Below are 12,681 nucleotides of genomic sequence, written 5' to 3' on the forward strand. Positions count from 1 at the left end.
CGCCAGGATACAACGCAACGTTGCGTTGCATCTAGCGCCGGTATATCTTCAAATGCAACGCAACGTTGCGTTGTTGATAGGAGCGTGGAATGAGCTTTCCCTTGGTATTCGTGCACGGCATTCGGCTGAGCAGTACCTCATGGTCGGTAGTGCGCGAGCAGCTCGGCGCGCACCCCTCGGCGGCAGTCGACCTGCCTGGGCACGGCGCGCGGCGCGGCGAACGGTTCACGCTGGCCGCCGCCATCGACGCAGTCGCCGAAGCGGTGGACAACGTCGGCGGCCACGCCGTGGTGGTCGGGCATTCGCTGGGCGGATACGTGAGCATCGCCGCAGCTGCCCGGCATCCAGAGCGAGTGGCCGGGCTGGTGGTCGCCGGGGCGACCTGCGTGCCGAACCGCGGCTTCACGGCTCCGTTCACGCTGATGCATCGCGTGCTCTCGCGGCAATCCGACGGCGGCGAACGGGCCAGCGGCCGCCTCTTCGACTCGGTGCTCCCACCGCGGGTGGCCGAAGCGATCAAACACGGTGGGATTGCCACCGAAGTCATCCCTGACGTCGTCCGAGAAAGCCGGCATTTCGACCCGCTCGCCAATCTCGCCGAGTACCCCGGCCCGCTCTGGCTGATCAACGGCAGTCGCGATCACTTCCGCACCCACGAACGGCGATTCCTTGCCGCGAGCACTGACGGCCGACTACTCATCACGCCGCGGGCAGGTCACTACTTCCCCCTGGCCCAGCCGACCGAGTTCGCGCGGTGCGTCCTCGACATCTCCTACGCGGTGACCGGACACCACAGCAGTCGGTGAAGCCCGGCGGAAACTCCGAGGTGCGCGCCGATGCAAGGGAAGGGGTCCGCCGCTTCGTACGCTGGTTCCGGTTGATCACGTACCGCTTCGATGGAGAAGGGGCTACACATGATTCACGACACCACGGACCAAGGTTTCCGCGTGGACAGATCTCGGCGATCACCGGCCTGTCTCGCGGTCCCCGCACTCTGCGCCTCGCTGCTCGGCGCGCTCGGCGGAGTTCCTGCCTCCGCCGAGGCACGAGAGGTGAAGGAGTGCACCGACACCGGATTCGTCCAAGAGATGCTGGACGGACTCAATAAAGAACGATCTCACCACGGAGTCCCCGCGCTGAAGATCAGCCAAGAGCTGGCGGACTACGCGAAGACGCGCGCGGTGTTCCACGCGGAGAACGGCTCCCTGTCCCACAAAGAACTGGATGCGAGGTACGGCGAAAACGTATTCCTGGCCAGCAGCGACGATTCCAGGCCGACGCCCGCCGGTGATGCCGTCATGCATTGGAAGAATGAGCAAGAGCGCTACGAGTACGAAGCCGACCACCCGGCGCCGGGGACCGAGAATTTCACGCAGATGGTGTGGAAGACCAGTACCGCAGTCGGTGTCGGCCGAGCCTGCGTGCTTGCACCGGAATCCGAGGATCCGGGCTGGACCTACATCGTGGCGATCTATCGGTCACGCGGCAATATCCCCGGCGAATATCGCGACAACGTATTGCGGGGAACCGACTAGCGAGGCCGAGTCGTCATGAACGAATCGCGAAAGTCAGGTCGACCGGATCGACTACCACAGCGAACCGATCGCCGACCTCCCAGGCCGGGTCCCGAGTACCGCGCTCGCAGTCGGCGTCGAAGGTGTCGAAGCCCGGCCCACTGATCCGCACGGTCAGTTCTGCGACTTCGTACGCTTCACCGCTGATGTGCATCCCGTCGACAGAGATGACCTCGGCCGTCCCGGCGACCCCGGCCGCATCGAATCGTTCGGCCAACCGCCGCCATTCGACGACAGCTGCCGGCTCGGGGATCGCGACCTCGGCCGCGTCCCCGCCGCCAAGTCCAACGACCGACCCGCACATCGGGGCTAGCTCGGCGACTCGGCTCGGCGCCTGTTCTCCGCCTCGAGCAGCTCGATCAGGCCGGGAAAACGAGCGGCCAACTCCACACTGCGCAGTTGCGCCATATTGCTGTTGCCCCGATTCACCTGACGAATCAGACCGGCTTGCCGCAGAACCCGAAAGTGGTGTGTCAGAGTCGCCTTCGATACCGGCAAACCGAACGAACTGCAGTGCCGCTCGGCCCCGTCGACGTCCGCCAACAGCGCGCACACGACCTCCAGCCGGTGCTTGTCCGCCAGCGCGGACAACACCGCTCCCAGCTCCATCGCCTCCGGATCCGGCTGATCGTCGTCAGACAATGCCCCACCACCTTCCTAGGTACGATTTGCATCGTACCTCGCCCACCGCTATCGTCCAAGGTATGGCCAGCATCGTACCTATCGATCGGGTTCCCTTCGCCTTGATGGGGCTCGCCCGCCCCAGGCCGGACCGCGTCGACGAGCTCAAAGAACTGCTCCTGTCGTTCGTCGCACCAACTCGCGAAGAAGACGGAGCCCTCGAATACCACTTCCACGAAGACGCCGACGACCCGTCCACCTTTGTCTTCTACGAGGTTTGGCGCTCCAAGGAGGATCTCGACCGTCACCTGGCCCTACCACACATGCAGGACTTCTGGGAACGGCGCATGGACTACCTCGAACAGGACCTGGAGATCCGGTTCCTGTCCATGCAAAGCCCTTACCCCCGCCTTATCTCCGCATAGGCAATCACGAACCGTCATCTCGGGGCCGGACGGCTCGCCACATCGAGTGGGTCACGATTGCGACGGAAAGGTCGGGGCAACATCCGACCGGTATTGACAGCCGAGAGTGCGGGTCACACGATCGGTGCCTGTCGATCTATCCGCCGTAGAATTTCTTGGCGCGCTCCTGGATTTCTTCTATCGACAGGTCCTCTTTGTGGGTGCAGACAATCCAGACGTGGCCGAACGGATCCACCAGCGTCCCGCTGCGGTCGCCGTAGAACAGATCGCTCACCGCGCTGAATTCTCGGGCACCCAGCTCCAGCGCCTGAGCGAAGTGCTTGTCGACGTCCTCCACATACAGCCGGAGACCAACCGAGGCCTGGGACTGCGCTGGGCTCGTCAGCGGATGACCCTCAGAAGGCTCGGTGAGAACCAGCGAAGAATCGCCGATCCTCAGCTCCGCATGATCAATGCGACCGCTCGGTGATTCCCCCCGGTAAAGCTCGACGGCATCAAAAGCCCTCTTGTAGAACTCGATTGCCGACCGCGCATCCGCGACTGCCAAGTACACGGTCATGCTGTGCTGCCCGTGGGGAATCGGACTAACCGCCATGGGGACTCCTTCTTCGGTTCCGGTCGTTCGGGTGGGTTCGTCTCAAAGGAGCTATACCTTCAGACGTACAACGGAGGAGAAGGTGGGAACACAACCGGCAACGCTGTCAATGCTCGGTGAAATGGGCCAGGGCGCCACACGAGCTCCTCTTCGGCAACCGCTAGTTTCAGCTCCGGGAGGATGTCCAGGAGTTGATCGATGACGTCCTGCGCGAGCAGAAGCCCGTACGGCCGGGCGTGAGCAGGACAGGCATGTGGGCCGGTGCTGAACGCCAGATTCCATCCGTTGTCCAGGAATTCGCCTGTGTTCATCTCCGGATCCGTATTACAGGCGGCCATACTGATGATTACCGGCTGATTCGCCGGCAACCACACGCCCTCGATCAGAATTGGCTGGCGAGGATAGGTAATGCAATAGTTCGCCATTGGCGGGTCGGTTGCCAGCCTTTCTTCGAGTGCGGTCTTGATTGACAAGGGACGGCTATTATCCTCGCTGGCATAGCGGGTATCGGTCAGCATCAACAGCAGGGTGTTGGCAATGAGGTTCAGTGGTGGTTCGACACCGGCCGCAAACAGCAGGACCAGCTGATGCACCATCTCCTCGTCGGACAACCCTTCGGGATGCTGGGTCAGTCTCGTGGTGACATCGTCAGCCGGGTGAGCACGCTTCAGAGCCGTAAGGTCGAGCAACGCCTTGCCCATCTCCGCGTTTACTGCATCGGTATCCACACCGTCGAACATCGCAGCACTGGCCTGCGCGACCCGCTGACCGATTTCGGGTGGACAGCCGAGTACCTGGCAGAAGACCGAGAAGACCAGCGGGAGGATGTACTGGTTCAACAGTTCGGCGTTTCCGTCCTTGCAGAACGTGTTGATGATCGGGATGGCGGATGCCGCGACCATGGATCGCAGGGAGTTCAGGTCCATGCCAGCCAAGGCGTCGTTCAAAGCATTGCGGTAGCGAGTGTGCTCTGTACCGCTGGTACGTATTGCGTTGGGTCGGTACTCGATCATCGGCATGATCGGGATATCGGCAGGTGCGGTCTTCTGCCAGGTGCTCGGATCGGCCGGAAAACGGTCGGAGTCGTTGAGAATGCCCACGGCGGTGCGATATTTGATCACCAGGGTGGCAGGTACTCCTGGCCACATCTCGACCGGCACCAGCGGTCCGTAGTCTCTACGCATCTGGCGGTAGAACCCGTGGGGATCGGCCGCAAATTCTGCACTGTAGATCGGGATTCGAGGGCCTGTGAACTCGATCGACGACATTGAGTTGGCGGTAGCACCCTGATGCGTGTGCTGCGGATACACGTAGTCTCCTTGATATCGGTTGCGGCAGCATAGTACCCAAGGCGAGGGCCGAGCGAAGGCCGTCGGGTCGCTATGTTGTTCCCTGTCAACAGGATTCCGTCATCAGGGTTGGTTTCGGCCTCACCTCGCCAGGTCTTGTGTACCGTCTGCCGGCTGGCTCTGCAGGGATGCTGTCAACTTGGTGCGGTGTGGCTACTTCGACCTGAAGAGTAGGCTCGGCGTGGTCGCTGTTCGGGTCCCAAGTACAAGATGATCATCGAAATCCTCTGTGGTGTCAGGGGGCCAGGGACGGGATGGGGCGAACGTCGGCCGATCAGCCGCCCTCGTGGTACCCGGCCGAGCCATGATCGTGCGATTGCGATGAGTTCCGCTACGACGCGCCGAATAGGGCACCCCCGCCGGGGTGCCCTATCCGGGCTTGCCTTGGCAGGATCAGTGACGGCGTGGGTCGTGGCAGCGGGAGTCCCACGCGGCGGGCAGATCCTCGGACAGCACCGGTGCGCCGAGGATCTCGTCATCGAAGCCGAACGCCTCCAGCAGTGCTGGCAGGTGGTCGGCGAGGTTGTCGATGGCCTGCGGGAGCAGCCCACTACGGAGCTGCTGCTTCACGGCCTTTACGGCAGCGATGTCGAGAAGACCGTGGGTGAGATACCACGCAGACTCTTTGCTGATCTGATCCAGAGCGAAAACGTCACGCAGGGCGGCGATCTCGGGATGATGTTCGGCGTGCTCGTCGAGCAACCGCAGGGCCTGCTCGGCGCAGTAGGCCTCGGCGAGCTCGAGCGCGTCCGGAATGACCTCCAGCCGAGCTTTCAGCGCTGGATTGCCAAGGTACGGTTGGGCCTCTTGCGCGATCGTCAGTGTTCGGGCGCGCAGCAAGCGCGCGCGGTCGCCTGGGTCGGCGGGATCGTGGAGAGCAGGTTCGGGTGGCGGCGTGCCGATGAGCTGTTTGGCCAGTACGCGACCGGCGACGGACCCGAGGACGTAGATATCACCCTCGCCGGTGATAGCGGCATGACAGACTCCGAGGTAGTCGGCGACCCGGTTGGCGCTGAACATGCCTTGCGCAGCCATTTTGATGCGACAGTCAGTGACTGTCTCCAACGCATGCTCCTGGATGAAATACTTGGCCAACATCACCGACACGACGGTGTCGCGAGCGGTGAGATCGGCGCCCGCGAGGAAGGTCTTGACCGCGTTGCCGTAAATGGTCCGGGCGACCGTGCCGGCCAGGTCGGAGAGCAGGGTGTCGCGCACGTGCGGGATATCGAACATGAATGTGCTGTCGACAGGCGTCAACGGCACTACCCGCTCGGCGGCGTAGCGCAGGGCGATGTAGAGCGAGGCGCGGGCCGAGGCGTTCAAGCACGACGAGAGCGCCAAGCGCCCGACAGTCAGTTGGCTGATCGCCGAGGCGAACGCCCGCTTCCGGCTGTCCTCGTCGTGCCAGGTCAGCACACCCTCATCATCGATGGTGGCCAGGTCGTTGCTCAGCCAGTCAGCGCGCTCGACCCGGAGATTATCGAAGCTGATGACCGAGTTGTCCATGATGACCAGCGGCTGATGGTCGAGTTGGGTGATCGTCACGCCGGGGGCTGGGTCGCCGTTGGCGTCGCGTAGTCGCGCCGTGAACAGGTGCACACCCTGATCGACGCCCGCTGCGTCGATGAACCGTGCACCGATAACGCAGACTCGAGCAACCGGGATACCAACGGACGGCATAAATTTCCGCGCCAGCGGGTCCGGGGTGTTGAGCACGAACCCCGCACCATCCCAGGTCGCGGTGGTCTGCATGAATCCGATGTTGGAGCCACACCCGTACTCGGTCAGCAGCATGACGCCGACGCTGGTTGCGTCATCCAGGTCATGTAGGTACGGCTCGGCGGAGTCGGAGTTGGTCAGGGTGGCCAGGCTGCCCGACGCCAGGTTGTAGTGGCCGGAGATCAGCGGGATCAGGTCCGTCGCCAGCACTGCAGACCAGTCGAACACCGCGAACAGCTTGGGCAGATCGGTCGCGACATCGCGGGTACTGCCGATCTCCTTGACCAGATTCCGCAACTGGTCATACGCGTTCTCCCGCCGCTGCTCCTGGCTCTGCTTGTCCGTGACGGCGAAGTCCGGGTTGCTCAGAACCTGCTGCAGCTGCTGGTGGAACTCTATGTGGCCGTGCCGAAGAAGCTCTGCCAGCGATGTGCGTTCCTTATACCCGTGCGTAACCATAACCGCCTCCTACTCATTTCCGATCCCAACGGTTACTCGTGCACCGTTGGGCAAAGGTGGGGATGGGGGGAAGATCACCGGCAGCGTCTCTAATGCACGGTGGAAACCTCCCTGGCGCCACTGCAACTGCTCAGCGGGCACCGCCAACCGGATTTCGGGTAGCGCATCGAGCAACTGGTCGAGCGCTTCCTGAACGATGACCATCGCCAGCGACTTGGCCGGGCATGCGTGGGGACCGGCGCCCCACGCCAGATGCGAACGGTTCCCGGTGCGATCACCATTCACCGCCGCAGGATCGTTGTTGCACGCTGCGAGGCTGATCACGACCGGTTCGTGCATCGGTAACAGCAGATCGCCGAGTATTTGTGGCTGCCGCGGATAACTGAAGCAGGAGTTCGCCAATGGTGGATCGGTGAACAACACCTCATCGATCGCGTCCCGGGTGGACAGGGCTCCCGCGAGCAGCTCGCTGCCGAATCTGTCATCGGTTGCCATCAACAGCAACGTGTTGACGATGAGGTTCGATGTGGGTTCGGTGCCCGTGGCATACAACATCGCCATCTGTTGCACCATCTCTGCTTCGTCCAAGGCGGAGGGATGCTCCAGCAGCCAGGACGTCACATCCGTGGCCGGGGCTTCCCGCTTGGCCGAAATCGCCTCCAGCATCGCCGAGGTGAACATCCGATTACCCGCCTCGGCCGATGCTGCGTCGTCCGCATTGCGCAGCGTCACCAGCGCCGCGAACGCTTCCTCCCCCGCCTCCGGCGAGAACCCCAGCAAATCGTTGAGCACCTGCGCGGTGAGCGGGACCGCATACTGGCTGAGCAGGTCGGCCGAACCGGACTCGCAGAAACTGTCGATCAGCGCCGCCGCGGTGCGTTCGACCGTACCGCGCAGCGCATAGAGATCGATTTTGTCGAGACTATCGGTGTTGGCGCGCCGGTACCTTGCATGTTCTTCGCCTGCGGTCCGCGATGCGTTGGGCTGCCACTCCATCATCGACAACACCGGGCAATCCGCCGGAACCGTGGACTGCCAGACTCGCGGATCGGCTGGAAAATGTAGGGGGTCGCCCAGTATGTGTAGTGCCTCGCGATAGCCGATCACCAATGTCGCAGGCACACCGGGCGCTACCTCCACCGGCACGAGCGAACCATGGTTGCGGCGCATGTCCCGGTAGGCGCCGTGCGGATCAGCCGCGAACTCGCCCGAATAGAGCGTCACCTGCGTGGGCCGACGAGGTCAGCCGTCGCTGACTGGTGAACGATCCGACAGCCCTGCTGTGTCGTTGAATGCGCCAGGGACGATGACATAGTCAAAAGATGGCTCCTCACAACGATTAGAAAACTGACGACGAGATCCGCTTATCGGCATGGTCTTTCACACGCGGATGCGACCGCGTCGGACGCGGTCGCGGATTGCTGCCGGAACGCTGCCGGGTTGCCATGAATCCCAACGGTTTCCGTGTGGTTGTACGGTTTTGGTACCCCTTGAACTCCTGTGCTCATGCGGCTCGTTTCGGCGGGCGCGGCTATCGAACTCATGCCCGAACCGGCCGGTAACTCAAAACTGTTCGACCGCAGCGTGTTTCGATTCAACGGCTTGATGATACCCATCTATCCTCGAAACCGCAGCCGAAGACCGGCTGAACGGTCGGTATCCGTTGCAATGCACGGCCTTTGCCGAGCTCGGCGATCCCGCCGGGTGGAAGCCGGAACGAAGCTCCCCGATACCCGGGGACACCTAGTTGCACCGGGGTTGCACCGGCCACAGGCATGGTTCGCGCATCTGCGATGTTCAGGTGCTACTACGGATTCCGCGTCCACCGCGCGACGCCCCTCGGGCCACACGACATCGATGGGAACGCCCCACCCGCGATCTTGTGCACAGCCGGTCTGTGACCAGATGATCTTCTGCCGATGACAATGATGTGTCGGCGCGTCCGGTTCACGCCGGCGGCGTTACCGCTTCCATGAAGCACGCTGCTGTTCGGCGCGATGATGCGAGTCGGCACCCGGAGCGATACAGCTGACGCCGACGAGGTCTGCCGTGCTGTGCTCGGCGAGGATCTGCCGGATTGCTCCATACACCGACTGGACCGTGATCTCAGCAGGTTGGTCCTCGCGATTGCCGCGATGAGGGGCCGCGCACTTACGTTCGGACTGGCTTCGGTACGGATACTCGCCGAATGGGTGCGCGCTTCAGTCCCACTTCCGGGCAGGGAAGGAGTCGTCGGCTTAATGGTCGCCGAGGTACCGGATCACCTCGCGCGCTCCTGGCGTGAACTTCGGGACTCGGTCGAAGAAGGCTCGAGCGAGCTCGAGTACACCCACTAGCCTGCTCAGACCACCGAGCTCACGTGGCACCCATTCGCCAAGCCCGAGTATCCGATGGGACGAACCTCAGGATTCGTTGCGCGCCTTGGGGAAACGGGTCTGGCGAGCCACCCAGCCTGCCATCTTCGCCCAGTGACCCTTGCGGGGCGTCGCGATGGAGGTGAGTTCGCGGTTCCATTCGTCGGCTTCGGTGAGGCCGTCGACGGTGGCGATCAGGTTCTTGGCGGTGTCGAGGTCGGGGACGACCTGGTCGCCGAGGATGCCGTCGGAGCCGACGAGGGTGACTCGGACGCCGAGGCGGCCGATCGGCTGGAGAACGGCCGTTGCAGAGCCGCCGTGCTCGGCGACGAATCCCTTGACGGAGTCCACTAGGGAGCCCGACAGCTGTACTGGGGCCGGGGCGGCAGGAGCACTCATGGACGTTAGTTTACTGACCGGTACGTTCGGGTCCAGAGGCTATGGGTGTAGAACGGATCTCATGCGCGCGATTCAGGTTTCCGAGCACGGCGGCCCCGAGGTCCTGGAGTTCGTCGAGGTTCCGGATCCGCAAATCGGTCCGGATCAGCTGCTGGTCGATACCGAAGCCATCGGGATCAACTTCATCGACACCTATCTCCGGACCGGGCGATACCCGCAGGCAGTGCCTTACATCCCGGGGGCCGAGGGCACCGGGATCGTGGCCCAGGTCGGCGCTGATGTGACCGAATTCGCGGTCGGCGACCGGGTCGCCTGGGCGGCGGCGCCGGGTAGCTACGCTCAGCGGGTCGCGGTGAACGCCGCGGTGGCGGTCGCGGTACCCGACGGGGTGGCCCCGCCGGTCGCCGCGTCGGCCCTGCTGCAAGGGATGACCGCGCACTACCTGATCGAATCGATCTACAAGCCCGAACCCGGTGAGACGGTGCTGGTACACGCGGGTGCGGGTGGTGTCGGCCTGATGCTCACCCAGCTCGCCGCCAACCGTGGAGTGCGAGTCATCACCACGGTGTCGTCGGATGCAAAGGAAAAGCTGTCCAGGGAGGCAGGCGCGGTGGAGGTGCTGCGCTACAGCGACGATCTCGCCGAACAGGTGCGGGCGCTCACCGGCGGTGCCGGTGTCGCCGCCGCGTACGACGGGGTGGGTGCTGCGACCTTCGAAGCCAGTCTGGCCTCATTGCGCATTCGCGGCACGCTCGCGCTGTTCGGCGCTGCCAGCGGGCCGGTGCCGCCATTCGATCTGCAACGTCTCAATCCCGCGGGCTCATTGTTCGTCACCCGCCCGACGCTGGTCCACTACACCCGTGATCGCGCCGAATTGCTGTGGCGCGCAGACGATATCCTGTCCGCGATCGCCGACGGCTCGCTGCATGTCAGAATCGGTGCGACCTACCCGCTTGCCGGGGCCGCGCAGGCGCACCGCGATCTCGAAGGCCGTAAAACCACCGGCTCTATCGTGCTGCTGCCGTAGGGCGAATGCGCACTACGTGGGCCGTCGCCTCAGCATCCGGCGGTCACGAGTCTCCACGCACACCGGTTACGCTGGTCGGAGCGGCGGGCTGGCGAGACCACAGAGCGCCAGGCTCGCGAGCCGAATAATGGCTATCTGGAACGCTTCGCTCTCCGGCGCCAACGCGCCTTCGGTTACGGATATCACCGCACCGGCGCGACCATCCGGGCTGCTGAGCATCTCGGACGAATAGCCTGGCATGCGGCCGCCGTGCCCTAGACCGACACAGTCCGAAGGGAAGTCCCGCTCGAACAGACCGAGTCCATACCCCAGGGTCGAACCCAGCCGGTGGATATCGCGCATCTCCCCCATCAGGGCAGGCGACAACAGCCGTCCGCTCGCCAGGGCCATCACAAATGTCGTGAGATCCTCTGTCGTGGAGATGATTTCGCCGGATGCACCAGTAAAGGAGGGGTTGAGCCGGGTGATGTCGATGAGCTTGCTTTCACCGTCTCCGGAATAACGCACGTAGCCATGCGCGTGCGGCCCGAGAATCTCGATCCCCTGCCCTGGCAGCTCAGTGCGCCACAGTCCGAGGGGCAACACGATGCGGAGATTGACCTGCCAGGCGTAGGGCGTCCTGGTGAGCTTCTCGATCAGCAGACCCACGAGCACGTAGTTGGTGTTGGAATACGACCAACCCGTCCCAGGACCGAACTTCAGCGGTTCGGCGGCAACGAATCGCACGATCTCTTCAGGGAGATAGGTGCGGAATACGTCGTCGACCAGGACCGGGTCGGCGGCATCCGCCGGGTCCGAGCCGCGGGTGTGACTACGCAGACCGCTGGTGTGCTGCAAGATCATTCGCACAGTGATGCGGTGGTCCAAGCCGAATTGCGGCAGGTACCGTGCAACCGGGTCGTCGAGGCCGAGCTTTCCCTCATCGACGAGTTGCAACAGCACCGTCGCGATGAACGTCTTGGTAATGCTGCCCGCCCGGAATCGCCCATCCACCGGAACACCTTCCGGGCGGCCGATTTCCGCAACACCAGCGCTACCGGTCCATTCACCGGACCGATCGCGCACTCGGAGTTGGACCCCGGTTGCTCCGGCCGCGACGAAGTCGTTCATCGCCTGCTGCAGAGCGGCTCGATCTGCTCCGCCGGATTCGGCAACGGCATTCGTGCCCGCCGATCCGGTCAAGGCCACGATCGCCGCCACCGCGACGATCCCCGCGCGAATCCTCATGCACCCCCCTCGACGACATCGGTAGCGCCGACCCTGCCATCCCGCTACTGTTGCGGCAAGCGACTTTTCGGCTGCACGGAGCGCCATCCGGCCGTCACCGCCCGGCCGCGCCGCTGCTATCAGCTGAAGTCACAGAACCGACGCTGCACGAGAATCGTTCCAGCAATTATGCCGCGCGCAACCCAGGTTTCGAGTCGATCCAGAAATAGAACGCCGATTGCAGCGGCGACGAAAGCGCCGCCCAGTGGAACGCAGCGTTGGCCACGAACAGCATTCACCGCACCGGCCGTCCAGCGGCCGATTCTGCTACGCACCCCAACCACACTCAGTAGTCGCGCCCGGTGAGGCCGCGGTAGATGAACTTGGTCAACCCCTCGATAGCCTGCTCGTCGGTCAGCGTGACGGTGCCGTCCTCGACCGCCTGCAGCAGTGCCTGCGTCACCAGGAACATCATCGCCAGACTGGCATCGGTCGTGCTCGGCAGCCGTAAACCCTTGTCGGCGAACCCATCCACGTGGTCGGCGACGTCCGCACGCTGCTCGATGCCGAACCGGCCGATCATCCGTGCGAAGTCCTCGCTGACGATTGCCGCCTGACTCATCGCGCGCAGCACGGGCTCATGCTCGCGAGCGAATTTCCAGTACCCGGCGACGTGGTAGCGCACGCCGTCCGGATCGCTGAAGTCCGGATTGTGGTCCGGTCCCTCTGCCTGCGCGTCCCCGGCGTCGGCCATGTCCTTCAGCAGCGACTGGAGGAGTTCTTCCTTGCTCGCGAAGTGGTTGTAGAACGACCCGGCTGCGCGACCCGCCGCCGTGGTGATGTCGGAGATCTTCGCGTTCAGATAGCCGCGTTCAGCGAAAACCCGCAGCGCAGCGGCCTTCAGCGCCTGCTCGGTTTCCGCGGACTTCTCTCGGCGACTTGTCGACACC

At 63.6% G+C, this 12,681-nt stretch carries 13 protein-coding genes; 4 read left to right on the top strand and 9 right to left on the bottom strand.

Features of this window, described 5'->3' with window-relative positions; translation table 11 throughout:
* Window positions 1–89: 89 nt before the first annotated feature.
* The gene (locus ACLMAL_RS24430) at window positions 90–806 is read left to right on the top strand and encodes an alpha/beta fold hydrolase (protein ID WP_412001211.1); all 717 of its coding nucleotides are present in this window, start codon (window positions 90–92) and stop codon (window positions 804–806) included.
* Between the two features lie 141 nt (window positions 807–947).
* Window positions 948–1,535 carry a CAP domain-containing protein gene (locus ACLMAL_RS24435; protein WP_412001212.1) on the top strand — a complete coding sequence of 196 codons (588 nt, stop codon included), beginning with the start codon at window positions 948–950 and terminating at the stop codon, window positions 1,533–1,535.
* A gap of 13 nt (window positions 1,536–1,548) precedes the next feature.
* Here ACLMAL_RS24435 and ACLMAL_RS24440 read toward each other — a convergent pair whose 3' ends face one another.
* Window positions 1,549–1,878 (bottom strand): hypothetical protein, encoded by a 330-nt coding sequence (locus tag ACLMAL_RS24440; RefSeq protein WP_412001213.1) that lies wholly within the window; start codon window positions 1,876–1,878, stop codon window positions 1,549–1,551.
* Between the two features lie 5 nt (window positions 1,879–1,883).
* A complete protein-coding gene (locus tag ACLMAL_RS24445) occupies window positions 1,884–2,216 on the bottom strand; it encodes an ArsR/SmtB family transcription factor (protein WP_412001214.1) in 333 nt (110 codons plus the stop codon).
* A 62-nt stretch (window positions 2,217–2,278) separates the two neighbouring features.
* Here ACLMAL_RS24445 and ACLMAL_RS24450 point away from each other — a divergent pair, with 62 nt between their 5' ends.
* Window positions 2,279–2,620 (top strand): putative quinol monooxygenase, encoded by a 342-nt coding sequence (locus tag ACLMAL_RS24450; RefSeq protein WP_412001215.1) that lies wholly within the window; start codon window positions 2,279–2,281, stop codon window positions 2,618–2,620.
* Between the two features lie 136 nt (window positions 2,621–2,756).
* Here the strand turns inward: ACLMAL_RS24450 and ACLMAL_RS24455 are convergent, their stop codons facing one another.
* From ACLMAL_RS24455 to ACLMAL_RS24475, 5 genes are all read right to left on the bottom strand, one after another.
* Entirely contained in the window at window positions 2,757–3,215 is a 459-nt protein-coding gene (locus ACLMAL_RS24455) for a VOC family protein (protein WP_328402941.1), read from the bottom strand.
* Between the two features lie 59 nt (window positions 3,216–3,274).
* Window positions 3,275–4,525 carry a cytochrome P450 gene (locus ACLMAL_RS24460; protein WP_412001216.1) on the bottom strand — a complete coding sequence of 417 codons (1,251 nt, stop codon included), beginning with the start codon at window positions 4,523–4,525 and terminating at the stop codon, window positions 3,275–3,277.
* A gap of 432 nt (window positions 4,526–4,957) precedes the next feature.
* Window positions 4,958–6,745 (bottom strand): hypothetical protein, encoded by a 1,788-nt coding sequence (locus ACLMAL_RS24465; protein WP_412001217.1) that lies wholly within the window; start codon window positions 6,743–6,745, stop codon window positions 4,958–4,960.
* 9 nt (window positions 6,746–6,754) lie between these two features.
* Window positions 6,755–7,969, bottom strand: a complete 1,215-nt coding sequence (locus tag ACLMAL_RS24470) for a cytochrome P450 (protein WP_412001218.1) — start codon at window positions 7,967–7,969, stop codon at window positions 6,755–6,757.
* A gap of 1,178 nt (window positions 7,970–9,147) precedes the next feature.
* Window positions 9,148–9,498 (bottom strand): hypothetical protein, encoded by a 351-nt coding sequence (locus ACLMAL_RS24475; protein ID WP_328402949.1) that lies wholly within the window; start codon window positions 9,496–9,498, stop codon window positions 9,148–9,150.
* A gap of 61 nt (window positions 9,499–9,559) precedes the next feature.
* Between ACLMAL_RS24475 and ACLMAL_RS24480 the strand changes: the two genes are divergently transcribed.
* The gene (locus tag ACLMAL_RS24480) at window positions 9,560–10,525 is read left to right on the top strand and encodes a quinone oxidoreductase family protein (protein ID WP_412001219.1); all 966 of its coding nucleotides are present in this window, start codon (window positions 9,560–9,562) and stop codon (window positions 10,523–10,525) included.
* 66 nt (window positions 10,526–10,591) lie between these two features.
* Here the strand turns inward: ACLMAL_RS24480 and ACLMAL_RS24485 are convergent, their stop codons facing one another.
* A complete protein-coding gene (locus tag ACLMAL_RS24485; protein ID WP_412001220.1) occupies window positions 10,592–11,752 on the bottom strand; it encodes a serine hydrolase domain-containing protein in 1,161 nt (386 codons plus the stop codon).
* 325 nt (window positions 11,753–12,077) lie between these two features.
* Window positions 12,078–12,680, bottom strand: coding sequence for a TetR/AcrR family transcriptional regulator (locus ACLMAL_RS24490; protein WP_412001221.1), 603 nt, complete (start codon window positions 12,678–12,680; stop codon window positions 12,078–12,080).
* Window position 12,681: the final 1 nt, after the last annotated feature.

This window comes from Nocardia sp. CWNU-33, from assembly GCF_046764895.1.
Classification (GTDB): Bacteria; Actinomycetota; Actinomycetes; order Mycobacteriales; family Mycobacteriaceae; genus Nocardia.